Here is a 23413-nt window from a genome sequence, read left to right as displayed (position 1 = left end):
CAAAGTTGTGAATCTATTCATCATGAAATTTTTCCTCCAAATGCGTCATGAGTTCATCCACGCGGTTTGCAAGTTGTACAGGCTCTGCCTCACCAAACAACACGGCATACGCTTGATTCGTAGGACGATTCACAAGATACAGGGCAGGCACTACAGGCTTGTATTCGCCAGACACATATAAGGTTTGAAACAACTCAGGCGTTAAATTGGCTGAATCAAATCCATCTAAAGACTCGCCATCCAAACTGTAAGCCTCTACAGGGATATGAAAACTGGATGCAAAATCACGAAGTATGGGCGCAAATTGATGACAATGAGGGCAGGTGGAACGGTATATAAAAATAAAGTAATGGTGTTCCGACAACGCACTGATTCTTTTATTCTTGGTGCGCGCCATTTCCTGTTGCTCTTGTTTTTTATTTAGTAGTTGGGTTAATTCATCCAATGCCACATTTGCAAAAGAGTGCGTACTAAGAAGGAATAGTACGATTAAAAAGAACCTTTTTTTCATTCATTCACTCCTTCATAACTAAACCGTTTAAACTGCGTCATCACATCAAAAATGCGCTGCTTGAGCTCTTCTAAAGATAAAAACCCATAAGACACTGGCGACATTTTTTGACTGTTTAAATCCACGAAATAAAGAGCAGGCATGTACTTCGCTTCAAGTGCTACTTGTTTTTGAACCGTTTCCAGGGGAATTGATTTAGGATTAGGAAGCCCATCAATGAGTTGGCCATCCGTACTGACTGAAATCATGGAAAAGCCATATTCTTTAATAAAGGGCAGTAAATGCATGACCATTTTTTGTGAAATGGAGCTCGTGCCCCGATAAAATAAGATAAAGCCATAACGTGCACTGCTTTCATGAATGACTTTGTTGATTAATACTTTTTGTGCATCATTGCGTACCGCAATCGCTGAGTTATCGGTTGGAAAATTAAGCGTGCTATCCAGCTCAGGGTGGACCAATAAAACTTGTTGCCAATAGCGTACAAATTGCTGATTATTTTTTGAATAATCCATTTGCGCTTTCATATACTCGTGCGTTGCATTAAATGATGGCGCAATCAGAGCCTCTGCCAATTTATTCAGAGTTTCCTTGCGCTTATCCATTAAACGCTCATACGGGGATTTCACCACAGGAGCAGGTCGTGGCTGCAGTGTTTTTTTAATCGGTTTGGGCGCCTCTTCAACGCTATACCAATGAAAGCCTTTTGCATGCTCCTGCACAATGTCCGCATGAAGCGATGTCACGAACAGTCCCCATACCATCAGAATCAACAGGCGACTCATAATTCACCTGCCTTTTTTTGCATTCTTCTCAAAACTTCATCAATGGATTGTTGAGGATCTTGAGACTTAATCTTTAGATCGCCTGCAATCCCTGCCGCTTTATTGGGTGTCCCGTGGCCAAAAGGATAGATGGGTGTCACAAAATCAACACGACTTAAATCCATCTTCTGCAGTTCAGCAATGCTCATTCCTGCACAGGTTGGATGCTCTGCATCACCCAAACCATGACCATTAACTTGTGTAAGACGAGCTTCCTGAATAATTCGGGCCATTTTGCTTGGAAATACGCAGTAAGAGCGTTTGTGTTCTAAACAAACCCCAGCCACTTTTTCACTACAATACTCGCCCAGATAATGAGCTACATAATTTAATTTGGCGCGACCCAGCGCTTTGTCTTCATCACGACAATGAAGCAAATCAATGTCTTTTCCCCATCCTTTATCATGACAACAATCAATAAGATCCAAGGGCCATATTTTGCATTGCACGGCTTGTCCGCCAAAAAGAGACGCATTGGGTTGTTGACTTAATTCATGCCCCGCTTCCCCCACAACCGCTAAAGAAGAAACACTTTGCCCAAAATCAGTATTTTGGGTTTGGGAATGCTCTGTACAGTCACCATCGGCACAAAATAAGTCTTTAATGCATTCGATAGGTGCTTCACACACATTTTCTTGACAACTGTACGTTTGCTTATACAGGGCACAAGTCTGCCTATCAAAACGCGCACACTCAGAGGCCGTTTGAAAACACCCTTTATTTTTCTGTGTGATGCATTCATCAGCAGCCGCGCTAGAACAAGAGTACGTCAGCACACGCGCCCAACACGCACGGGATACAGGAAGACCATCAATTACTTTAGGTGACTGAGTATCCGTGCATTGTTCTTTTTTGATTCGACACAGCGACCCCTTATTTTCAAAGCTCATGCAATGATTGTCCCAATATTCTTGGCTGATGTAGGGTTTGGAGTGTGCTGTGACCGTCAAAGCAACTTGAATGGGATAAATTCGTCCCCATCCTTTATTAATATAAAAGGTCAACAACCCATTATTAGCGCATGTTGGAGTACCAATCACCTGAACCCAATACGCATTCGCCCCATTATTTCGTATCGAATGAATGGTGGCACTCATTCCATCACACGAATGTTTCATCCGAATGGGATAAGGAACAGAGCCACCCACAGCATTAGTGATTGCGCCAGTCACCAAATTTACAGTAATCACTCCGGTCCATTTTTTAGCAACATAAAACGAAAAATCAGCGCGTTGCACCACTTTTTCGGAGTCCACCAGGACCTTAAGGTACTTGGTGCAGGTTTGATCGGGCAATAAACGAGAGCTGAAGCATTGTTCTTCATGTGTCTTCATCGTGCAGGTAGGCTTTTGATTCGAGCATTGAACGCGATTATTGGATTGTCCGTGCGTAATCGCATAACTTTCATCCTGAATCAATTGAGATTGAGCCAATACGGAATTGGCAAGATTCAGTTCAAATTTGTTTGTTCCAAAATGATCAATGACCGTTTGGGCACCAGGATCATTTTTAATCGCCGCATTGGCCTGGCTTGATAAATCTGTTTGCTCCTTTTGAATCCCTTGATAGTATCCTTCTTGCGCAGGGTGCTCTGAGTACTTCTCAAAAAGCGCTTGGGGATCAAATCCGTGCATGGCATCTTTAGGTTGGGCGTTTAACGATTTAGCATAATTTTTAAAGCCGTTAAAATCGGTTCCTGTTTGATTCGCAAAACAGCCCATAGAAAGTAATGCCATAAAAACACCCCACTTAAACATGAGTGTTCTCCAAAAGAGCTTGCGCCACCTCGTTTGCACTATCCCCTTTAAGGGCTATGAGTTGTAAACTGTTTTTTATAGATGCATTGCCATACACCACATCATAAGTCTGTTCGGGACAAATAAGTTGCTGTCCACAGGAGCTCGGCCTTTTGCTCACAACAAGTGCAGGCACCGCAGTGATATGAAATTGTTCAAACCATAGAGGATCAATCGATACTCCATTAAACGCCCATTTGGACTCTTTGGCCTTAGCATGAAGCTTGGAAAACGCTGTTATGGTTTTTTTAAAATCCCCCTCAATCAGACCATTAATCACAACCGGAATTTTATAAGAAGCCGCCTCATCGCTCAGTGAAAACAACAAGGGTTCTGGCATGGAAAAAGACACAAATAATACGGCTCCATCAACGGTTTGGCCTTTTTGGGCAATAGGGGCTCCTTGCCGTGTCTGTTCAATAATCTGATCAATCAAGGTCTTATTTTGTGCATAGGATTGATTGGATGTCGCATTCCAATGAGCCAACGTGTCCTGGCTTACTGAATCGTGCGCCGCCTTACCCGTTGCCGATGCCTCATTAAGAAAATCATTTACATTGGCATGACTTGCGGTGGCTAAAAACAGGCTACTTAAAAAAATTCCGAATGCATTCATAATTCATCCCCATCATTTAAAGAAAACAACAGTTCCTTTTCTTCCAAATTAAAAACCCAAAATTGTCGCCATCACCTGGATAGGTGTGTCCTGCTTCCCATCCAATGACGGATTGTCCAAACGGATGGCAACGATGCGCTTCAGGCAAGGTATTCACCAACTGATAGCGATAACGGTCTTTGGGCATAATGCTCGATGCATAGGTATGACATACAGCAGGCCAATCTTGGCCTATCGAATCGCGAATCGCAGGTGTCGGTGGTCGATGCAACTTAAAATCAACGCGTTCTGCAAGTAAGGCTGCGGTACTTATAGGACTTGCTTGATGTGCCACAAACCCCGTTAATGGATACGTAGAACCTTGTGCACCCTGGCACCAAAAAAGACTGTTCACGGCAGTGCCTGCAAGTGCTTTACTCGCATCAAAGGCACAAGAAGCTCGTGCAGGAGGCGAGGTAAATAAAACAGCTTCAGGATTTAGAACAAAGGCCAGTTCGGAGTCATTCCAGGTAGGGTCTAACTCTGATGGATATAGGATGTCAAAATCTTCCGTTTCCATACACCCTAAGGACGTTAACACCTGCAGCCAATACACCAGAGGGTATTTGTACCAATGAACGTAATAGAATGCACCGCGCCCATCCACCTCTGGCATCTGGGAGCCGCCTAACCCTTTTTTTGTAACATTCAGCTGCACACCTAAATTGACCATGCACCAGGGCTTGGGCGTCACATCAACCAAAGCAGCAGGCTCCCAATAACCAATAGTGACGCCTAAGCGCTCGCCAATGGGTGTGGGGCATAAACATAAAGGATTGCCTGGATTGTTTGTATCAGGATAACTGCTTTTAACCACATCACTGCTGCCAATGGTGAGTGGAAACAAACAATTCCAGCAGACATCGGTAATTGGATTAACAAAGTGTCCTTTGCACTGAGACGCATAGACGAAGTTCAGCGAACTCAATAAAAACAGCACCATGAATCGGGTAATCAACGTTTTTTTATTCATAGTACCTACTCCTATTTGCGTAACTCGTGTTGACCAATTTCTTGAATACGCCAAACCAATCCTTTTTGGCTGACTACGGAAGGCACATGCTTTAAGTGAAAATAACGACTCAAGCGCCCTTCTAAATCAAAATAAACCGAACCCAAAACCTCGGAGGCCTCCTTAACATCCCCTCCGGTTAAAATAAATTTCACCTGGTCAAAATGCTTATAATGCGCTTTGGCCCAGGCGAGTTGCTTCGGATCATCGGCATTGAAAAAAAACAGCGTTTTAGAAAACGACACGCGTTCAAAAGGATTAAGATGCGTCCCTTTCTTCGCAATCATCGTCCCATCATGGGTATAAAGCGTTTGATTCACGACGATACTTGGATCTAATTCATGGGTTTTAGGGGTCGTCGTCGTGGGTAAATGAAGAGGCTTAGGTCTTCTCACATGCTCCTCCACTCGCGCTACCATGCGCTGTTGATGCTCTTTCAACGCACCTGTTTGCTCTAGGCGATGCAGCTTCGCCATGATGACCTGGCGGATGTCCTGCTCAATAACAGGAAAAAGCTGGCCGTAATTGCCTAAGTTTTTGGCATATACCGGAGCTCCGTTCATTAAGAGTGCTGCAATCAAGCTCGCCACTTTTTTCATAGTGCACCCAGCTTTTCCAAGGTTGCTGCAATCACCTCATCCGTCACATCGAAGCGTCCACTGGAAATCACTGTTGCTGTGATTAAGGTCACATGATGAGAAGCCCCATACTGAGACAAGGTCTGAGGCAATAACGAAGAGTACTGCTTTAACACCTTCTTTTGTTCTTGTTCTGATAACTTACTTTGACTCAATAAAACAGCAGGCTGATTCAGTAACCGCTGCATATCCACCACAGCCAGCGGTGCGGGCTTGTGCATGCTCCATAACACCATGCCAGACAAGACTAAACCCGCTAGAATCAAGAGTTGGGTTTTATAATGACGCAGCATCAGCAAGCCCTCCTTCCACTAACACGTTTTTGGATAGGCCATAGTGTTTGTTGGCTACCAGCATGGCGGCATGAATGTACGATCGCCCAAGTGCTATGTAATTCATTACCGCTTGATAATCGCGTCCATCAGAAGACAATAGGACCCGTGTAAACGGATCAACAAAGAGCCGATGAAACGAGGAAATACCGTCTGCACGAATCAGAACTTGTGAGAATCCAGCGTCCTTCGCTTTAGGGAAGGAAGAAAGTAATTTAAATTCAAAATCAGAAAACGTGTTATGCTCGTGTTGGTGCTTGACAAGGGAATCTCCATCTTGAAGAAAAATGAGTTTGATTGCAGAGTTTTCCCAAGCGGCACGTGCTTCAGGAAAAGCGTAATAATCATCGATACCTTGCGTGATCGTCACAAAAGAAGCATTATGCCGCCGCCCTGTACGAAACCCTCGGTTAATGAAATTCACTGCAATTTGATCGCCAGAGAATAAGGACCAGGCTTCATCAATGATGCACATTTTTTGACGGCTGCGATCGGAGTTAAACATACGGCCTTGAAACTGAGACAAAATAGACAGTAAAACCGGTGCACGAATGTGTTCATCGTCCTCAATTTCTTTTAAATCCACGACAATAATGCGTGCATCAGGCGCTAACTTAGAAGGCGCATTAAAGACCGTGCCATGCTCTGAATGAGTGCAATAGGGATCAAGATTTTTCGCCAGAATTTTCCCTGTAGGGTATTTTTCTCGGTCGTTCTGATGCAACTCCAGAAGCTTAGCCTGCACATGATCAATTAATGTGGCTTGCTGATGTTCAAAAAACGCCTGCAATATTGCCTCTCGTAACGTTCCTCGGTCATCATCACTGGCTCCATCCTTAGCGCACGATAATAATTGAAACAAAGAAAGAATATGCTGTATTTCTTTGCCAATATTCGTGACATGAGTAAAGGGATTCATTGCCAAATTGGAGTATTCCAGATACACACCGCCTAAGGTGTGGCATAACTTCTTATAACTTCCCCCGACATCGACAATAAAGAGATCCCCACCGTTGAACAGCACGTTGAGCATCAGCATTTGAATAAAAAAACTCTTTCCCCCGCCTGATGTGCCGGTCACAGAAATGTTGTAATTCGTGCCCAACTTACCTGAGAATGGATCAATACAAGAAAATTGGTTGCGTAGTGTTGGCAATAAAATGCCCGATCCCGTACCCGACCAATCCGAAAGAATAGGCATGTATTGAGTCGCATTCCATGAGGAAATAGGCCACATCATCGTGGGTAGCTGAAATCCTTTTTGGAGATGATTCGTAAATAAAAAAGGCAATGTTGCTAGAAAATAGGGAGATTGCATCCTACGGCTTAGCGCAAGCTTAATACCGTTATAAGAAAAACAGGTACGAGCTGCTTCCACATCGCGGGCATATTCGGAACGTCTGGAAAATAGCACGACGTTATACAGCATCTTACAAGAACGCGTCTTTCCTGAAGCCAAATCATCACGAAAATGACGCCATTCACGCGCTTTTTTTTCTGTACCGGCAACATGCAACGCATAATCGCCCTTCGCTTTTTTATCCAAGTCACTAGTCTTGCGATTCGCACGTCCCTGCGCTTTATTTTGCTCGTCAACCAGATAGGTAACAGAAATAATGTGATTACAGGGAATACTTTGTTCTGGATGAAAAATATTGGCACTGTTATTAATGTTGTCCCAAAGATGGTACTCACTCGGTAAACCATCAATGGTCATCACTGAGGCAACGGTTTCAAAAGCTTTTCCTTGATTATTAACCCCACTAAAAAGCAGGCCTTCTTTGGCTACCTCTACATCAAAATCACGACCAACCACCTGATATTTAATTAATTGTTTTGGATCATAAGAGGAGGACTTGGGGTAAATAGTGTCGGGTTCATGAGCCAGGTAAAAATGAAGTAAGCGTAATAAATCTTCAGCATTACAGGTTCTAAAGCCAATTTTGGCCGACATCAACGAGGCTTCAAAGGCAATACGAAATTGAGCAAAGCAGGCTTTAACGTCTTCCTCATTTTTTCCATTGATTTTATCGACTACGACATAACACTCAGTTTGTGTCATTCTGGGATTAACATTGGTATTGGTTTTAAATCCATGAACTGCGGCCTCACCATAAAACGAACGAAGGCTTTTGCCCATCACACTTAACTGTTCAAAATCTGGAGTCATGAACTGGTTTGAAAAAGCATCCAGCTCATGCCCCACTTGATTGTGTTTGACTAAGATGAGCTGTAAGGTAAATTCATCAGAAACCTTGGTTCTTAAAATCGAATCCAACTGCTCTGCAATTTTTTCATTCGCACCGGTTAACGGGGTGATGCGATACAATAAGCCTGTATTCCAGCGATTAATAAATAAATGCGATTCCTCGTCATAATACTGATAAGGAAGTTCCTTGCAAAAAAGAGGGTATTGGTGATCGCCAACATTTAAGGTATTTTGGGAAGACGATACCTCTTCATCCACCAAATAGCCATCGATTGAATTCCTAAAACCCTGGACGTATTTTTTTAGTGTTGCGAACATAGTTAATCCTAAAAAAGTTCCGTTTCATTTATTTTGAATAAGCACTGCAGCCTACGCATTGCTCTTGTTGCACGTATTGCCCATCCGGTGTAAATCGCCGTGCATCCACCATACGATTCACCTGCTCCATGCTTTGGCACCCACCACGCTCGACAAAAGGACAGCGAACATCTTGATGATCAAAAATGGAGCGTGAACACCCCGTAAGCGTCACTGCCGAACAACAACAGAACAAAACAAACCAAGCTTTAACCATGTACGTCTCCTGTAGGATTAACTGTTGAAAAGAGTGGTTGATTGGGCATCCCATTCTGATTCAAGAATTGCTGCGCCCTTTGCGTATCGGATTGGAACGTGGATTGCGGAGCAGTTGATTCTCCACTGCTACTCTCCCCACCTTCACCGCCTGCTCGGCTAATGGTTGTTGTAATCGCGGCCTCATTTTGAGCCGATTGATTATCAATGGATTTACCCGATTCAAACGATTGGTGCGCCCTATCAATCCAAAAGCCTTTGGTGAACATGATGGATACACGCCGTCCTGCACGTGCCACCACCAGAGGGTGATAAATATCGGCGATTTTCATGATGTAGTCGGAGATTTTATTGGCCGGATTACTCACCGCCCCTCCTGCTGCTGATTGCATCAGCGTAGAGGCCTGACCATAAGTCGTAATGGTGCCTGCGCCTGGATTAATGGTCTGAGCTGTATTGAGGTTTTTAAGCCCATCCCCAAAGCCTGCTAAAATCCCTGCAGCCGCACTGTATTCTAAAAGAGGTTTGGTTTTTAAAATGGATGTACCACGTAAGTCTTGCATCGCATCCAAGTCATACACTGCGCCATACACCTTTTGTTCAAAACTTAAATTAGGTTTCGCACACGAAAGGGTTTCAAGGTGCATCACTACTGCATCATCGGACAAATCACCATACGTAGAGACAATAGCAAGGCAGCCATTAAGGCGTGAATGGCGGTTGTTGGGCATAATTCCATTAGAATCCAGGCGAATCAGTGCCGTTCCCATATTTTTAGCACCATTAATCCCAGCATCCCCTTTTGCCCCGCTCAGTAAAATGCCCTCAGCATGGGTTCCTGCCCATACATAATTATCCGGTGTACGCTCTTCTTTTTGTTGACGACGGTAATTAAAATGAACCGTTTCAAGACCTGCTTTGCCATAATAGGCTTTTTCATCCAAAATCCGTTGTTTATGACGAGCCTCTATTTCTTCACGTGTAGGCGGTCTTGGGGCCACAGCAGCTAAACTGGTTTGTGAATTTTTAAGCAACGCCACCTGTAGTTTTCCGTTGATTTCTTTATTTTCAAGCGCAAGCTTTTCTAATTGTTTTTGCATGGCGCTTAATAACGCTTGGTTTTTGGAAACCAAATCTTCTGATTTATTGGGCGAGCTCTTTTTATTTTTTTCTACCAACGCTTTGAGCGCATCAATTTGGCGTTGTTGTTTTTCAAGTACTGCCTCATCACTTAATTTGCTAAAGGCGCTGTCTAATACCCCATCAAATATTGGTTTTTTATTTGTAGGAAGCGTAGATTGTGGCTTTGACGAATACAGATAAAATCCATAACACAAACCACCAAGCAGCAGAAAAGCCAAGCCATTACGGAGCTGCTCCATTTTGGCACTTTGATTAAGATTGGCTTTTTTACTTTTCTTTATTAACTTTTTAAGAGATTTCATCATGACACGCTTCCTTATTACCCCATGTTGGATTGTTCACGGTAAATGCCATAGAAATAGGCGGTTTGGCTGGGTTGCAATATTTTTTCTGACAGCTCCATCGAGATCAGTTTGGGGTGTTCAAATAATGCTGGAGTTAACTCCATTGGTTTTTGGGATTGATTTTCGATGCGATACACATAGCCCGAAGACTCTTTGCCTCGGACTTGTTTCACCAGGGTTACTTTTAACTGTTTATGCAAACGAAAGGTCGTGGGTTTAATACTCACTTCTTGAAAACCAGAAGGTGTGGTGCCCTCCATAAGCGCCGTCATTAAATCACTTTGTTGGTATTGGCTCTGTTCTTGCGCCTTAGCGTAATCAAACCCTTTTAATTTTTTGGATACCAATTTAATGGTTTTACCCAAATCTTCAATCGGAGATATGGTGGCTGAGAAATGATGATTCAGATTGGTTGTGAAATAGACGGTTAACGGAATATGCGCTAATGGCTTTAAAACCACAGCACCATCCAAATCATCCTCTGCATCGAAGCTTTGTTCTACAATAAAGGAGTGTTCAGGGAAGCTGACTTTAACAATTCGCTCGCCTTCTACATCAATACGATTAAAGTTAAGAGAAGACAAAGACAGCGCAAATCGCTCCCCTTCTTCAAATTTAAGCGTGGCTGCTGTATTGCCTGCATGCAGTGAGGTAGAAAGCACGCTACTTAACATGAGGATTTGAAGTGATTTCATTGATGAACCTCCTTAATAGTCTTAGGCCACATCATCCCGTTAAGGTGCGCAAACTGGACTAAATACACTTTCTTTTGTGGCTTCACTTCAAGACCATGACTGGTTCGATTTAACGTTCCGTCTACCTTGGCTTGCAGGGTGGATTCATCAATGTGAATGTTCTTTTCATAAAATACGGAACTAATATTTTTTTCTTTCACCACAGAAGACTCTGAGTCCAGAATGGTTTTGAATGCCTCTTGATGAGATGCAGGAATTAAATGAACTAGCGAAGCAAATCGAGCGGCTACCGTATCTGGATTGTAGGTTAATCGTAACTGGATGACCTTCTTAGTCATGTCTTTAATATAGGAAGGTGAAAAAGAAGAGTTACTCAAGAAGTACCCGTCCTCAGTACAAATGGGCAACCAATGAGTTTCTTTGTTATTAACAACATGAACACAAAGCCCACCTAAAATGAACACCGCAATGGTTGCAGTGACTGCCCAAGCCAGTGTCAGATGAAGCAACACTTTATTTTTTAAAAGCACATTGTCACGAAATACACTGTTCATAAACTCACCCTACATAGATTCGATGCGCTGAATTAGGGAATGACCTAAAAATAAGCGTCGTCATGGCATGCGGTAAGGACCAATAAATAATTCCTAATAAAACCCGTAAAGGCAGCCCACCAAACTGAACATGCATGATTAAACTTAAAACGGCCCCAATCACAAAAAGCTGCGGTGCATAACCGATTAGTAATCCAATACCCGTGAGCAAATACACGGGTAATCCAGTGGTCAAAGGAATCCCTGCTATGCGTGGCTCCTCTGACAACATAAATGTGGAATAGTTATGCGACATAACTTAAACCCCAATGCGTGAAGATCATGAGTAAAGGCAATCCCACAAACACCCAAGGACTTTTGGTTTTCATCCAGGTAACGCCCGCCACCAGCGTTTCTCCTGCATACAAATACCCAGGCAAATCCGAATTCTTACCGAAGGTTGCACTGACGTCACTTTTCACCCCACTTAAATAATTTTGGCCTTCTGCATGTCCCGTGCTGGTAAGGCATAAAACAACGACCCAACTTAAGACCAACAAGGGGACTGACCGCTGTATAAATTCATGAAGCTTGATACTGCTTTTTCTGATTACTGCACTGACATTCATAATGCTCTCCTTTAGTTTGATGAATGCTGATTGAGTGAATCCAATTCGTGAATTAAATGATTTATTTTTTGTGTAAAAGGTCGTGTCATTGATGAAAAATAAGGACAATCGTTATAACTAGAGGCAACGCGTGCTAAGGTTCTATTTGCAAGATCGAGATTGCCCCGTGCGAGCTCCATGCGTTCGCTTCGAATTAGGGCGGCAGATTGCTCCAGCATACTTCCTGAATAATCTACATCGGTGGTGCAATACTCTTTGAGGTTGGCTTTTGCCAACTGGCTCAAACTAGCGCCCAAGAATTGGCACTCTGAAGCCAACGCCTCTTTATCCAGAGAAGCCGAAAACAGGGCTCCTGATAAAAGCAAAGTAGTCAGGAATACTGATGATTTTTTAAGCTTATTTTGTTTCATTTTTGATAAATCTCCGTTTTTTAGGTAAAAAAATCCCCTGAGCCCCTCTTTGTGCTCATTTTTTATTCTTTTTATTTAATGAATCGCAGTTTTAAAAAGAGTGCTTACTCATCCATAGTCACTCCTTTGGCTTAATAATTGATTGTTCTTTTTCAGTTCCGCTAAAATTTGTGACAACACCTGGTTTGTTAAATCCAGTTTTTTGTACAAAGCTACATACTCCGCTGTTTTAGATAGTTCTGGCACCTCGGTATTCAGAGCCAACAAAAACTCATAAAGGCCTCCATTAGTAAATATGTGTTTGAAATATTCAACATCTTGTTCCTCATTCATTGGAATATTGGCTGTAAGTACCTGATTAAGTTTTACGTTGTTTTCAAGCCCTGTCTCTGGCTCAGCATAAGCCATTCCATTTCCAACCAAGAGTGTCATCGACAACATAAGTATTTTAATTACGTTCATTAGGTACTCCTTTTTTCATTCTTTAAAATTAATCCGATGTCTGATCTGTATCTGAAATGGTGATGTTCTCAAGTTCACTCTTCATCACGATGACTTTTGCAAGATAGGGTTTTGTCTTCGATGCTAGATGAACACAGTAACTTCTTGCATTGCTGATTTCTTTTAATTCATTGTGCCCATAGGCAGTAGAAACCAGCGCCCTGTCTTTGTTTTGATGCTGCAAGTCATGTCCCGCTGACTCCAGGTAGGCTGCAGCAATTGCGACATCTCCAGAACATAAATCGATGGTGTGTTCTTCGGCTATCTGGTTTAATTGGTAAGACACATCAAAAATTCGTCTTTCTAAATCATAGTTATTTAAATTATTTGCAATAACACATTGTGAACCCAGTGCTGTGATGATAATTCCTGCTATTACATTGATTCTCATTACTATTCCCTCTTTAACTGATTATTGTTTTTTTAAGGCATATGCGCTTTTTTCATAGAGCTCTAGTCAGGCTGCATCAAAAGATGCCCGCTAATGTTTTTACCAAACCTTGTTCAAGTGCTGGTCGCGCTTGTGCAAAAGACAGATTTACTTTATCTGCATTGGATACCACCCGTGTTCGATAGCGTTGATAATCACTATGTTTACTCGATGTCTGGGTGGTGCCAGATGCAGTGCCATTTTGAAGATTGGAATTAAACTGTTCATGAACTGCGCCTTTTCCAACACGCTCAGAAATTTGCACATCTGTAATCATTGTGTAGTTAACTGCCTTTACTAAAGAATCCGCAGCCAAACCAATAATTCCTCCGCCAATACCGGCACCAATCATTGTGCTTGAATGACCGCTTAATGCACCCAGAGCAGTGCCCGTTGCAGCACCTGCCAAAGCGCTGCCATACCCTCCGCCTAACGCGGATTGACTTGCAGACACGCTCATTTTTCCAACTTTAAGAATATTGGCCTGCAGCATGTAATGCGCTTTGGCAGGATTTCCAACAACTTTATACCCATGCTCTTCTAATGACTTCTTTAGTGACTTATCAATGGTCAATGACTCTTGAGAGGTATTTTTTACCGTGATGTAAATTGTTTTTTGACTTTGAGCTACAGGATCAAGAAAAATAGTCTGGCTGAGTTTTGTATCTGTTTCTAAATTCCGGTGTTCGATTACTGTTGACGTTGCCGCGCAGCTTGCCAATAAGGCAAATGAGCCTGTTAACGCCAGAGTGGTGATTGCCTTTTGTATCTGGTTAACGCATGGATTCATTTTATTCCCTTAACTCGTTAGCATTGTGTTTTTGATTGGTTGGTTAATGAGCCTGTAAGCCCTGCACTTCCTTCCAATTGCCAGACTTATTTAAAAACAGAGCTTGTTCTTGTGTGATTTTTTGATGTATCTCCTGACGATGAATAATCACATCGTGTGGTGCATCAAACCCTAAGCGGACTTGATTTCCTTTAACACCGAGCACGGTGATATAAATGTCATCATTGATCATTACGGTTTCGCCTATTCTGCGTGTAAGAATTAGCATGCTGTGTTCCTTTTATTGTTAATGAATTGAATACTCTTTTTTTTGTGAATCAATCTCGAATCGAAGCGCTTCGCATGCCAATCGTGCCTTCATCGCAATGTGCCATAAATCACATTCATGGATTTCCTGATAGGCCAGAGTCAAAGACTCAGAGCAAGCATTTAAAAGACAGTACAGCTCTTCCTTTGTAAACAGTTTTAAACATGGAATTTGTTTCATTATGCAACTCCCAATAACTGGCGTATTTTCGCAAGGTGTGTTGTTGCAATGTCTTTTGATGGAGGTTTTGCAAGCAACACCTGCTCTTTAATTTCCGGGATCTGGTGTCCTTGTCTCATTAAATGACATACCTGTTCGTATACCTCTTTAAATACTGCAAAAGAATGGCCTTCATTATCAATTTCCAAAAATTTAAGACCCAGTCGTTTAGCAGTAAATTTAACGACCGCGTGACTCCAGTTTGGGTTCACTGAATAAACGCAGTTTAAAACCTCCCTATGCGCTTGAGCGGCAGAAGGCATGCGCAAATCACTGTAAAAACCAAGGCACAAAGCACGAAACTGCAGGCAATTAGGTGGAAATTCACAAAACTTATCGCCTTTACTCAAGGTCATTAAACGTTCCACACCACTATCTAATGCTTTAGGAGTTAAATCTTTAAGTGCAGCAAACCAGACTCCTGTATCCTTGACTCCATGTTTACTGATAAAAAGCTGCCCGTAGATTGCAGTCAGTTTCATCCAGAGGGTAGATAAGTGTTCCTTCGATAAATTCACAGGAGTTGAGCTCGCTGCCTGAGTTGCCCCAGAGTGAATCGATTGAAATGCCATGCTGCTGGCTAACTCGTTCAAGTGCTGTTTGGTTAAAAGTGCTTTGATTGGTACCACGCTCATTGTGATGGCTCCTTAATTGTCCTTGTGCCTTTTGTTGTTTGTTTTGAGTATATTGGGAATCTCTTTCCAACCAGTTAATGAATACAGGATTAAAATCAGCCCATTGAGTGTTGTGTTTTTTGTTATGCTTTATGAATGCCTGAATTTCTTTTAAATCGGTAACTTTGGTGAGCCCCATGGAAAATGCCATTTCAATTGTTTTTGTGTTTGGGTAAAAATCGTCATCAATTTGTTTTTTGCTGCAACAAAAATCATTATTCGCAGTTTGAGTTTGTTTGTTTGAGTTAGTTATATTAAATATTTTAATATTCTTTGCAGGACTTTTGAGTGTGTTAGCTTCTCTGTTAACTTCTATGTTAGATTGTACCTCTAAATCTCCTTCTATATCAGAATCCATAAGGGATTTAGGTGAATTAAGAACTGTGTTAACTTCTCTCTTTCTAATCAATTGATTATAGATCTGAGGGGCCTCTGGGAATATAAATTTTAAATTTTGCCCTTCAGTTATAACTTTAAAGTACTCGCCACACTCATGCTCTATAGACTTTATGAAATTTCTGATGGTTTGCTTAGATGGAACACCACTATTGACTCGACCTGGAGCGGATTTAATCTCCAAGGCTTTTGATAGATCACGATAACTAATATCAGATACAATTCCTGTAAGAGGATTTGCAAGACTTAATAGCTCATAAATAATTAATCTAGGACCATAGGGCAATAATTGAAACTTTTTTTCTATTTGTTTCCTAGCATTAATGTATAACTCAACATCAAACTTCATCAACAAGTCCTTTTATTTACATAATTTATTTAGATAAGAGTACCAGTTTATGGTAAAAATTACAATAATATTTTTACCATAATGGTAAATTTATAATGATTCATTACACCTAATATGTTATAACGCGTTGTATTTTGATGTTTTTTATACAATTTTTTTGGTAAATTCTTACGAAGATTTATTAACCATTTTGGTATATCATAGAATAAACATGCACCTGACTGAATTATTTAAATATGAGCAATCCTGTAATAGACAATGTTTCATCCCCCGAGTCTCGGGGCAAAAGAATAAGATTCATACGCGAGCATCTTCTGTCTTTTACACGAGAAGATTTTTGTCGCGATTCTAATTTTACTGCTCAATCATTAAAAGGATGGGAATTGGCCTGGGGAGGAGGTTTATCCCAGCAGGGGGCTGTAAAAATCGTTAAACGAGCCAAAGAGTTAAATATTTATTGCACAGAGTCATGGTTAATGCATGGCATTGGTAAAAATGCCACAAAAATCACAAAAGATTTAGATATCCAAGAGGGTGACGAAAGCCACATAGCTAAAGAATTACTACTATTCAGAGAACTACAAAACTCTATTGACACAGTTATAAGAGATGATGGCATGATCCCTTTCTTATACCCTGGAAATTATGTTGGCGGTATAATAGTCAACAATATTGAGAGTGCCATTGGCAAAGATTGTATTATTATTGCTGACAATGATGAAGTATTCGTTAGGATCTTAAGGCATGGAGAAGAACCAGCTCGCTATGACTTAGTTTGCTTAAATGAAAAAACCACATTAGTGAAAAAAGAAATAAAAAATACCGCTATTAAATTTGCTGCCCCAATTGTATGGATCCGCAGAATATTTCGAGAAAATAATTACTAATGAAAGCTTACAAAAAAGATATTTTGCCACATCAAGAATTTTATATAGTCAGATTTACTAAAAGCTCAAGTCTACCTTATGTTCTTTTCATTCATGGTGGCCCTGGTCTTAATTGTGGAACCATAGAGTATCTTATTGATCATTATAATTTATTTAATTCTCTTCAGTGCAATATTATTCTATATGATCAACGAAATTGCGGTAAATCTAATAAAATTAAAAAGCTAGTATTACAGCAAGATAATATAAATGATTTACAAAAAATAATTTTATACCTTGCTGACCATTTTAATCTTAACATCCATGCTTTGATTGGACATAGTTATGGTGCAAAACTTCTTTTTGATTACTACAAAAGTTATGAGTCTACCATTCCTGGTGTTTTTGTTTCTACTGCTAAATCAATACTAACGCCTCGTTTAAATAATTTAATGCTTGACCTATCTTATTTGAAAAAAAGTAATTTAGAGCTATATAACAAAATATTAAATGAAATTAATAATCTTGATCTTAATAAAATCTGGGAAATATCAGAACAATTAACTCCAGTTTTCCAAGAAAATAAAGATAGGCCTTATTTATATTGGGCCAATTTAGAATATTATAATTTGGTCCAAAATGTTCAAAAATATATCAATTTACCATTAGATACGAACACGTTTATCAGTGTAAGAAAAGATCTCTATTCAAAAGAAGCAAATTTTTCTGTTAATATTGAAGAGCTTAAAATCCGCAAATTATGGATAAATGGTTTTCATGATTTTGTCATGAACGGACACCAAATAGTATTGTCAAACAATCATGAAATTATAACTTTCAATAAATCTTCTCACTACCCACATCTAGAAGAGAATGATCGTTTTAGTGAGCTTTTAAATGAATTTATTAAGTAGCTCTAAGGCCATCATATTATTATTTTCTATACTAATATCCACTGTTGTTTACGCACAATCAAAAATTAAAATATGTTTAACCGGTAGAATTGTTGAAAATTTAAAATCATATGGCCAGTCTTTTTTAAATGCGGCATATCTTGCCAAAGAAGAAAGTGATCCCGCTAATAAAGTTGAGATTAAGAGTTATTTTTATAATAACAGACCATTGGAGCCAATGCATATTTATAATCAAATGGTAAATGATTCCTGCTCTGCAATTATTGGGTTTGAATATCTTTCAGACTTGTTATTAGCTGTAAAAGAACAGAAAAACGACACCGTACCTATTTTTACTTCTTACGCTAGCACCACTAATTCTGATCAATTACCTAAGAATATTTTTATCTTTATGCCCAGCTATAATTACCAAGCTGAAAAAATGATGAGCTACTTACATGATCGTTATAAAAATATAAACAACGTGTTACTTATAACGGAAATTAACCGTGATGAGATGCTAAAGTATAAGGAAGTGTACTCCAGCATTCTAAAAAAAGAACACATACCATATTCTACATTCGATTTTCTAGAAAATGACAGCGATATAGAGGGAAAACTGAAGAAGTTTTTGAATGAACGAAAATATCAATACGTTTTTTTATTGTCAGGTGCAATAGCATCAGCAAAAATTGCCAATATTATGAATAACCATAGTACTGTTTTTATTGGCACAGAAAACTTTGGTTCCTCAGTCAGTCAAACATTTTTTATGCGACTAAATGATAAAGTGATTCGTTCTCATTTTATCCGTAATTTGGATTTTATACAGCCCTATGATTCTTTAACTAAATTTGAAAATATTTATATTCAAAAATACCATGAGAAACCCACTGTTTTGGCAGCCTACACTTACGATTCGATGAAGATTATTCTAACAGCATTGGATAGAACCGGTAGCGTCAATACAAATAGCATATTAGGTACTAATTATACTGGAATTACTGGGGCTTATTTAAAAAATGGTCAATTTAATCGATCGACCAATTACATTATTTTATCAGTTAATAGCAATGGATATGCTTATGAAAAATAAAAGCTCTTCAATCAAAGCAATTTTTATCAAGAAAATGGCATATTCTGCTCTAATCCAATTTATTATTTTTGGATTTATACTCATGCTAGCAAGAGATTATTTTCATAATCAGATGAGTATCTTTTCCAGAAATTTAATTATTAATGATTCATTTACCACGGATGAAATTGGTAGATATCAGCTGCTTAATAATAAGGATGCTCTTGATTTAGTACTATACAACTTAGGTAATGAGCGCAAACTAGACTCAATAAAATTTGTTGCTTTAAAAAATAAAATAGAAGATGTAGGTACTTGCGAAGAAAACAGCAAAAACAATTACCTTCTATGCAAAAAAGACAATGGACAAATTTCTGGTATAACATTAATTAAAAATGATGAGAAGATATTAGGGTCAGTGGTTGCAAGTAAGCAATATAATTCCATCTATACTTTGCCAGTTTCCTATGGTCTTTTGTTAATTTTATTGATCGTACTTGGAATATTTCTTTTCAATTTCTTATTTCTATTCCTTTCCATGAGAAAAAAAATAGCAAACAATACTGAATACTTGCTCGATTTCATTTCATCACATCAAACTAATAATGCTGTTGATTTTTCAAAAGTTGAAATTAATGAATATAGACAAATTGCTAATAAATTTATTGATGAACATCGAGAAATAATCAATCTACAGAAAGAAAAAGCCTATTACGAGGTAAGAAAAAATATTGCTGAGCTTGTTGCTCACGATATTCGATCACCATTAGCGGCAATAAACACTGCAGTATCTGATGTAACATCGATTCCTGAAAATAAACGCATTATGATCAGAAATGCAGCTAAAAGAATCAATGATATTGCTAATAACTTACTTTTACAATCAAAAAATAATTTGCTTGACTGTAAGAATAGCGAAATAAATATGAATAATTCTCCAGAATTAATATTTGTTGTTTTAGATAACATCGTTGCAGAAAAAAGATATGAATATTACGGAACCAACATCCAAATCAACTTACTTGGATCGGACTACTCATATAATTGTTTTTCTAACATACACCCTGATTCTTTTAAGCGGGTTCTATCCAATCTCATTAATAATGGTATTGAGGCAGTTAATTCTAATGGCTCTATTATTATCTCTCTAACATGCAATACTACCCATGTCGAAATTATTATTGAAGATAATGGCTGCGGCATTCCTCCCGATATCTTGCCAAAGGTTACGGAGCAAGGATTTAGCTTTAATAAAAAAGCTGGTGCTGGTTTTGGCTTATCTTATGCTAAACAATATTTAGAGCAAATCAATGGTTCAATGCATATTCACTCAGAAGAAAAAGTTGGGACAAAAATTCAGATCACTCTAATTCGGTCTAACCACCCTAGCTGGTTCTGTGACTCAATGAATATTAGGCATGGTACTAATATTGTCGTATTAGATGACGATATATCTATTCATGATGCATGGAATGAAAGATTTTCAAATATTTCACACGTCAAAATGTTTCATTTTTATACCGCGACCGAGTTATTACAGTATAAAGTTGATCCAGAAATGCCAATACTATATTTAATGGATTATGAGCTTCTCGCTGATGTTAAAAATGGTTTAGATGTGATTGAAGAGCTTAATTTAAATGGCAAAGCTATTTTAGTTACCAGTTGCTTTGAAGATATTGCTATACGAAATCGGTGCGAAAATATTGGCGTTAAAATCATACCAAAATCTTACGTACCCTATATTAAAATTATTCAGATTCCAAAGAAAGAACATATAAGCACGGTGGTTTTTATTGATGACGATGAAATGATGCGAATGACTTGGATCTTTGCTGCTGAAGAGGCTGGGCAAAGTATTTCAACATATTCCTCATTTGATGAGTTCCTAAATGAAATAAATAGTTATGGTAAGAATACTCTGATTTATATCGATTCAGATCTAGGAAACAATATCAGAGGCGAGGATTGCGCAAAACTCCTTTTTGATAAAGGGTTTATTGACGTTCGCCTTGCTACTGGCCATTCGCGAGATCGATTTAGCAAAATGCCATGGATTAAAACAATTGTTAGTAAAGAACCACCTTTTCTATTTGCACACGAGAATATAACATGAAATCTACGGATAAAGATAAATTAAAACACGATTTTTTAAACTCAATTGTTATCATCAATAGCATGACAAAATCGGCTTCAAGTTTCATTAATACAATTTCACAGTCAATAGATGCCAGTGATATTAATCAAAAGCAGATGGAAAAATTTTTATATTCCATGAGCACTATACGTGAGCAGACTACAAAGATTGAAAATTATTTTCTATCTCTTTTGAATGACTAATCCTGCCAAATTGGTTATTAAATGATCATATTATTTTAAGCGTACTTCAATAGTGATTAGAAAGAAGATGAGCTTTTGCCAATCTTTTACTATTAGTCGTAGTCCAATCGTTGCCTGAAAGTAAAATTTGGAGGTCACTTTTTTTCGGTACGCAGTAAAACTATAACTACTGACTCAAGATAAACAACTCCCGATTTTTCCACATAGTTATCCACCAATTTTGTGAATAAAAAAATATCCCTACCCTTCCACCTTAAGATGTGACATCAACCAGTCCGCTTCTTCTAAAGAGTCAAAACTTATAACCACCCTCCCTTTGCCACCATAATTAAAATGCATGTTAACCTTGGATGAAAGTTTTTTCGATAGTTGTGCCATCCAATCTTTCGTTTTTTGCTCAAATTGGGGAGTTAGAAAAAACTCTTGTTTATCTTCTGGCATATTTAAGTGTTGAACCAATTTTTCAGTTTCCCTAACAGATAAAGACTTATTGATAATTATTTTTGCTGTATCTGCTTGTTGTGCACTCGACAAACTTAACAAAGCTCTAGCATGACCCATTTCTAACGATCCTGTTTTTAACATTTCTTTTACTTCATCTGTGAGAGTAAGTAATCTAAGAAGATTAGTGACTGTTGTTCGAGACCTGCCTAAAGTTTCAGCAACCTCAGCATGAGTCATGTAACACTCTTCTATTAATCGTTGTATGGCTTGTGCTTCTTCCAATGGGTTTAAATCTTCTCTTTGAATATTTTCAATTAAAGAAACTGCCATCCCATTTGCTTTATTATATTTTCTGATGATTGCAGGTATTTTTTCTAATCCGGCTATTTTAGCCGCGCGCCAACGTCGTTCACCTGCAATAATTTGATATTCATTCCTATTATGATCTATTTCTTTAACAAGAATAGGCTGTATAATTCCATGCTGCCGAATTGACAAAGCCAGTTCTTCTAGTGAAGCATCGCTAAAAAATTTTCTGGCCTGATTTTTATCAGGATAAATTTTTGATAAACACAGATCACTTGATTCCAGGGATTGAATATCATTTTTTAGATTAATTGGTTCAAAGGCAGGAAATTTCATATTAAACCGCCTCCCTTTTAGTTGGCTTTTCTAAATAATGTTTCTTTAATTTTTCTTGGGATTCCAGAACAAATTTTTGCATGTTTTTAATATGCTCTTGATTATCTCCAGCTTTAGTATAACCCGATAGTTTTTCCCAATGATTGAGCTCTGCCTGTAAAGCGAATAATTTCTTTTCCCACTCAATTTCTTCATTAGATAATTTTTTTTGAGAACCTTCAGGATTAGGTTCTTCCTTAAATTTATAATCATATTTTAAAGCACTAATAAAATATGGAATAGGATAAAAACCTGTGAGCTCTTTTTTTGCATATTTCTTGGTATAGTTAATCTTCTCTTGGATATATTCTTCTGAGTAATTATTGATGATATTTTCTAACACAGCTCCATTTAATATGCCAAAAGTTGCTTTTATTTCTTTATTTATCTTCTCGTTTTCACTATCAATACAACTTACCTCTGATATTGTTGTATTTTTTTTGTTCTGGACTAACACCTCAAATCCAATAACTTTCCTACCAACTCTTATTGGCTCCAAACTAACAACAAAATTAGCACGATCATTAACCTCTTCTAATGAGGGAGAAATAACATTTCTCGTAAGCTCCCTCATACTTGGATATTTATGTTCAGGCACTCCTAAAATTTTTCTAAATGTATCTAACTGAATAATTTTATTTTTTTGTAAGTTAATAAAACGTGTGCTATTTTCATAAAGAGCATGACCATATTTTGATTCAAATTCAGATTGCAGATCAATGTCGATAGTACCGTATATAGATGGGTTAACTAGTAAATCAAGCATGATTTTATGAAAAGAAAAATTGATGGTATTATCTTGATAGAATGTAGGTGCACCATGTAATACTCGTAAATTTAAAAAAGAGATATCTGTAGGCACCTTATCTTTCAATAAATTCCATTCTATTTTTAATGATGCCAACCCATCAATGGACTCCTTTAGATATTGGGTATTATTACTATTGAACTTAACTGCTTTTGACAGTTTAGAAAAAGGCATATTACATTCCACAGCCACCGAGTTTTGATGGTTATTTATGCGGCCATCCCCTTTTATTGCTTCATATAAAAGCACATTAACAATTTTACGTTGCAATACGCTCATTAAAGAGTATGCATGAATAATTGTTACATGTTTACGTATTGTTTTCTCAGCGAACAT

The 23413-nt window shown here is 38.7% G+C and carries 28 protein-coding genes; 4 read left to right on the top strand and 24 right to left on the bottom strand.

The annotated features are described in order from the left end of the window. Positions 1 to 13: 13 nt before the first annotated feature. The 22 genes from trbB to DY223_RS17315 form a co-directional block, all read right to left on the bottom strand. Positions 14 to 511, bottom strand: a complete 498-nt coding sequence (gene trbB, locus DY223_RS17420) for a type-F conjugative transfer system pilin assembly thiol-disulfide isomerase TrbB (RefSeq protein ID WP_064115161.1) — start codon at positions 509 to 511, stop codon at positions 14 to 16. Beyond that, positions 508 to 1296, bottom strand: coding sequence for a type-F conjugative transfer system pilin assembly protein TraF (traF, locus tag DY223_RS17415; RefSeq protein ID WP_064115162.1), 789 nt, complete (start codon positions 1294 to 1296; stop codon positions 508 to 510). The genes trbB and traF overlap by 4 nt, the downstream gene beginning before the upstream one ends. Next, a complete protein-coding gene (gene traN, locus DY223_RS17410) occupies positions 1293 to 3092 on the bottom strand; it encodes a type-F conjugative transfer system mating-pair stabilization protein TraN (protein WP_115684387.1) in 1800 nt (599 codons plus the stop codon). The genes traF and traN overlap by 4 nt, the downstream gene beginning before the upstream one ends. Beyond that, positions 3085 to 3747, bottom strand: a complete 663-nt coding sequence (trbC, locus tag DY223_RS17405) for a type-F conjugative transfer system pilin assembly protein TrbC (protein ID WP_115684386.1) — start codon at positions 3745 to 3747, stop codon at positions 3085 to 3087. Before trbC ends, traN begins: the two co-directional genes overlap by 8 nt. 16 nt (positions 3748 to 3763) lie before the next feature. Next, positions 3764 to 4759 (bottom strand): conjugal transfer pilus assembly protein TraU, encoded by a 996-nt coding sequence (traU, locus tag DY223_RS17400; protein WP_058460583.1) that lies wholly within the window; start codon positions 4757 to 4759, stop codon positions 3764 to 3766. 11 nt (positions 4760 to 4770) lie between these two features. Beyond that, positions 4771 to 5397: a type-F conjugative transfer system protein TraW gene (gene traW, locus DY223_RS17395; RefSeq protein ID WP_058460584.1), complete on the bottom strand. Its 627-nt coding sequence runs from the start codon at positions 5395 to 5397 to the stop codon at positions 4771 to 4773. Further along, complete coding sequence (trbI, locus tag DY223_RS17390) at positions 5394 to 5729, bottom strand: type-F conjugative transfer system protein TrbI (protein ID WP_058460957.1); 336 nt, start codon at positions 5727 to 5729, stop codon at positions 5394 to 5396. Before trbI ends, traW begins: the two co-directional genes overlap by 4 nt. Next, positions 5713 to 8295 carry a type IV secretion system protein TraC gene (gene traC, locus DY223_RS17385; RefSeq protein ID WP_115684385.1) on the bottom strand — a complete coding sequence of 861 codons (2583 nt, stop codon included), beginning with the start codon at positions 8293 to 8295 and terminating at the stop codon, positions 5713 to 5715. The genes trbI and traC overlap by 17 nt, the downstream gene beginning before the upstream one ends. 28 nt (positions 8296 to 8323) lie before the next feature. Then, positions 8324 to 8551, bottom strand: coding sequence for a hypothetical protein (locus DY223_RS17380; RefSeq protein WP_011212483.1), 228 nt, complete (start codon positions 8549 to 8551; stop codon positions 8324 to 8326). Then, positions 8544 to 9998, bottom strand: coding sequence for a TraB/VirB10 family protein (locus tag DY223_RS17375; protein ID WP_115684384.1), 1455 nt, complete (start codon positions 9996 to 9998; stop codon positions 8544 to 8546). The genes DY223_RS17380 and DY223_RS17375 overlap by 8 nt, the downstream gene beginning before the upstream one ends. 14 nt (positions 9999 to 10012) lie before the next feature. Next, positions 10013 to 10732, bottom strand: coding sequence for a type-F conjugative transfer system secretin TraK (traK, locus tag DY223_RS17370; protein WP_058460905.1), 720 nt, complete (start codon positions 10730 to 10732; stop codon positions 10013 to 10015). After that, positions 10729 to 11286, bottom strand: a complete 558-nt coding sequence (locus DY223_RS17365) for a TraE/TraK family type IV conjugative transfer system protein (RefSeq protein WP_058460906.1) — start codon at positions 11284 to 11286, stop codon at positions 10729 to 10731. Before DY223_RS17365 ends, traK begins: the two co-directional genes overlap by 4 nt. 4 nt (positions 11287 to 11290) lie before the next feature. Further along, entirely contained in the window at positions 11291 to 11581 is a 291-nt protein-coding gene (traL, locus tag DY223_RS17360; protein ID WP_058460907.1) for a type IV conjugative transfer system protein TraL, read from the bottom strand. Beyond that, the gene (locus DY223_RS17355) at positions 11571 to 11894 is read right to left on the bottom strand and encodes a type IV conjugative transfer system pilin TraA (protein WP_058460908.1); all 324 of its coding nucleotides are present in this window, start codon (positions 11892 to 11894) and stop codon (positions 11571 to 11573) included. The genes traL and DY223_RS17355 overlap by 11 nt, the downstream gene beginning before the upstream one ends. 11 nt (positions 11895 to 11905) lie before the next feature. Next, positions 11906 to 12304 (bottom strand): hypothetical protein, encoded by a 399-nt coding sequence (locus DY223_RS17350; RefSeq protein WP_058460950.1) that lies wholly within the window; start codon positions 12302 to 12304, stop codon positions 11906 to 11908. A 108-nt stretch (positions 12305 to 12412) separates the two neighbouring features. Next, on the bottom strand, positions 12413 to 12766 hold the full coding sequence (locus DY223_RS17345) for a hypothetical protein (RefSeq protein ID WP_082642502.1): 354 nt from the start codon (positions 12764 to 12766) through the stop codon (positions 12413 to 12415). Between the two features lie 28 nt (positions 12767 to 12794). After that, on the bottom strand, positions 12795 to 13196 hold the full coding sequence (locus tag DY223_RS17340; protein WP_058460909.1) for a hypothetical protein: 402 nt from the start codon (positions 13194 to 13196) through the stop codon (positions 12795 to 12797). Between the two features lie 76 nt (positions 13197 to 13272). Continuing rightward, a complete protein-coding gene (locus tag DY223_RS17335; RefSeq protein ID WP_058460910.1) occupies positions 13273 to 14025 on the bottom strand; it encodes a complement resistance protein TraT in 753 nt (250 codons plus the stop codon). A 43-nt stretch (positions 14026 to 14068) separates the two neighbouring features. Next, a complete protein-coding gene (csrA, locus tag DY223_RS17330; protein ID WP_058460911.1) occupies positions 14069 to 14293 on the bottom strand; it encodes a carbon storage regulator CsrA in 225 nt (74 codons plus the stop codon). An 18-nt stretch (positions 14294 to 14311) separates the two neighbouring features. After that, positions 14312 to 14512 (bottom strand): hypothetical protein, encoded by a 201-nt coding sequence (locus DY223_RS17325; RefSeq protein ID WP_058460912.1) that lies wholly within the window; start codon positions 14510 to 14512, stop codon positions 14312 to 14314. Continuing rightward, complete coding sequence (locus tag DY223_RS17320) at positions 14512 to 15033, bottom strand: hypothetical protein (RefSeq protein WP_058460913.1); 522 nt, start codon at positions 15031 to 15033, stop codon at positions 14512 to 14514. Before DY223_RS17320 ends, DY223_RS17325 begins: the two co-directional genes overlap by 1 nt. After that, positions 14993 to 15970 (bottom strand): hypothetical protein, encoded by a 978-nt coding sequence (locus DY223_RS17315; RefSeq protein ID WP_058460914.1) that lies wholly within the window; start codon positions 15968 to 15970, stop codon positions 14993 to 14995. The genes DY223_RS17320 and DY223_RS17315 overlap by 41 nt, the downstream gene beginning before the upstream one ends. 383 nt (positions 15971 to 16353) lie before the next feature. On the opposite strand from DY223_RS17315, the gene DY223_RS17310 reads away from it, so the two are divergent. Genes DY223_RS17310 through DY223_RS17295 form a run of 4 tightly spaced genes read left to right on the top strand, consistent with a single transcriptional unit; the run spans position 16354 to position 20920 of the window. Beyond that, a complete protein-coding gene (locus DY223_RS17310) occupies positions 16354 to 16857 on the top strand; it encodes a hypothetical protein (protein WP_235810596.1) in 504 nt (167 codons plus the stop codon). Next, positions 16857 to 17750 carry an alpha/beta fold hydrolase gene (locus DY223_RS17305; RefSeq protein ID WP_058460916.1) on the top strand — a complete coding sequence of 298 codons (894 nt, stop codon included), beginning with the start codon at positions 16857 to 16859 and terminating at the stop codon, positions 17748 to 17750. The genes DY223_RS17310 and DY223_RS17305 overlap by 1 nt, the downstream gene beginning before the upstream one ends. Continuing rightward, a complete protein-coding gene (locus DY223_RS17300; protein ID WP_058460917.1) occupies positions 17734 to 18825 on the top strand; it encodes a type 1 periplasmic-binding domain-containing protein in 1092 nt (363 codons plus the stop codon). Before DY223_RS17305 ends, DY223_RS17300 begins: the two co-directional genes overlap by 17 nt. Continuing rightward, positions 18815 to 20920, top strand: coding sequence for a sensor histidine kinase (locus DY223_RS17295; protein WP_058460918.1), 2106 nt, complete (start codon positions 18815 to 18817; stop codon positions 20918 to 20920). The genes DY223_RS17300 and DY223_RS17295 overlap by 11 nt, the downstream gene beginning before the upstream one ends. Before the next feature lie 464 nt (positions 20921 to 21384). Here DY223_RS17295 and DY223_RS17285 read toward each other — a convergent pair whose 3' ends face one another. Continuing rightward, the gene (locus tag DY223_RS17285) at positions 21385 to 22230 is read right to left on the bottom strand and encodes a ParB/RepB/Spo0J family partition protein (RefSeq protein WP_058460920.1); all 846 of its coding nucleotides are present in this window, start codon (positions 22228 to 22230) and stop codon (positions 21385 to 21387) included. A 1-nt stretch (position 22231) separates the two neighbouring features. After that, positions 22232 to 23413: replication initiation protein (locus DY223_RS17280; RefSeq protein WP_058460921.1), on the bottom strand; the 1182-nt coding region annotated here is incomplete at its 5' end.

Origin of the sequence: Legionella bozemanae (genome assembly GCF_900450575.1) — a bacterium.
In the GTDB taxonomy this organism is placed as follows: domain Bacteria; phylum Pseudomonadota; class Gammaproteobacteria; order Legionellales; family Legionellaceae; genus Legionella; species Legionella bozemanae.
The sequence above is the reverse complement of the archived record's forward strand: the minus strand, read 5'-3'. Positions and strand labels throughout refer to the sequence as shown.

Coding starts and splice junctions, on each gene's coding strand:
- DY223_RS17305 (WP_058460916.1), top strand. CDS start 16,857: ATGAAAGCTTACAAAAAAGATATTTTGCCACATCAAGAATTTTATATA.
- DY223_RS17340 (WP_058460909.1), bottom strand. CDS start 13,196: ATGAGAATCAATGTAATAGCAGGAATTATCATCACAGCACTGGGTTCA.
- traW (WP_058460584.1), bottom strand. CDS start 5,397: ATGAAAAAAGTGGCGAGCTTGATTGCAGCACTCTTAATGAACGGAGCT.
- traC (WP_115684385.1), bottom strand. CDS start 8,295: ATGTTCGCAACACTAAAAAAATACGTCCAGGGTTTTAGGAATTCAATC.
- trbB (WP_064115161.1), bottom strand. CDS start 511: ATGAAAAAAAGGTTCTTTTTAATCGTACTATTCCTTCTTAGTACGCAC.
- DY223_RS17380 (WP_011212483.1), bottom strand. CDS start 8,551: ATGGTTAAAGCTTGGTTTGTTTTGTTCTGTTGTTGTTCGGCAGTGACG.
- traF (WP_064115162.1), bottom strand. CDS start 1,296: ATGAGTCGCCTGTTGATTCTGATGGTATGGGGACTGTTCGTGACATCG.
- DY223_RS17325 (WP_058460912.1), bottom strand. CDS start 14,512: ATGAAACAAATTCCATGTTTAAAACTGTTTACAAAGGAAGAGCTGTAC.
- DY223_RS17365 (WP_058460906.1), bottom strand. CDS start 11,286: ATGAACAGTGTATTTCGTGACAATGTGCTTTTAAAAAATAAAGTGTTG.
- DY223_RS17355 (WP_058460908.1), bottom strand. CDS start 11,894: ATGAATGTCAGTGCAGTAATCAGAAAAAGCAGTATCAAGCTTCATGAA.
- trbC (WP_115684386.1), bottom strand. CDS start 3,747: ATGAATGCATTCGGAATTTTTTTAAGTAGCCTGTTTTTAGCCACCGCA.
- DY223_RS17320 (WP_058460913.1), bottom strand. CDS start 15,033: ATGAAACTGACTGCAATCTACGGGCAGCTTTTTATCAGTAAACATGGA.
- DY223_RS17300 (WP_058460917.1), top strand. CDS start 17,734: ATGAATTTATTAAGTAGCTCTAAGGCCATCATATTATTATTTTCTATA.
- csrA (WP_058460911.1), bottom strand. CDS start 14,293: ATGCTAATTCTTACACGCAGAATAGGCGAAACCGTAATGATCAATGAT.
- DY223_RS17375 (WP_115684384.1), bottom strand. CDS start 9,998: ATGATGAAATCTCTTAAAAAGTTAATAAAGAAAAGTAAAAAAGCCAAT.
- traK (WP_058460905.1), bottom strand. CDS start 10,732: ATGAAATCACTTCAAATCCTCATGTTAAGTAGCGTGCTTTCTACCTCA.
- DY223_RS17315 (WP_058460914.1), bottom strand. CDS start 15,970: ATGAAGTTTGATGTTGAGTTATACATTAATGCTAGGAAACAAATAGAA.
- DY223_RS17295 (WP_058460918.1), top strand. CDS start 18,815: ATGAAAAATAAAAGCTCTTCAATCAAAGCAATTTTTATCAAGAAAATG.
- DY223_RS17350 (WP_058460950.1), bottom strand. CDS start 12,304: ATGAAACAAAATAAGCTTAAAAAATCATCAGTATTCCTGACTACTTTG.
- DY223_RS17345 (WP_082642502.1), bottom strand. CDS start 12,766: ATGAACGTAATTAAAATACTTATGTTGTCGATGACACTCTTGGTTGGA.
- trbI (WP_058460957.1), bottom strand. CDS start 5,729: ATGCTGCGTCATTATAAAACCCAACTCTTGATTCTAGCGGGTTTAGTC.
- DY223_RS17285 (WP_058460920.1), bottom strand. CDS start 22,230: ATGAAATTTCCTGCCTTTGAACCAATTAATCTAAAAAATGATATTCAA.
- traN (WP_115684387.1), bottom strand. CDS start 3,092: ATGTTTAAGTGGGGTGTTTTTATGGCATTACTTTCTATGGGCTGTTTT.
- DY223_RS17335 (WP_058460910.1), bottom strand. CDS start 14,025: ATGAATCCATGCGTTAACCAGATACAAAAGGCAATCACCACTCTGGCG.
- traL (WP_058460907.1), bottom strand. CDS start 11,581: ATGTCGCATAACTATTCCACATTTATGTTGTCAGAGGAGCCACGCATA.
- traU (WP_058460583.1), bottom strand. CDS start 4,759: ATGAATAAAAAAACGTTGATTACCCGATTCATGGTGCTGTTTTTATTG.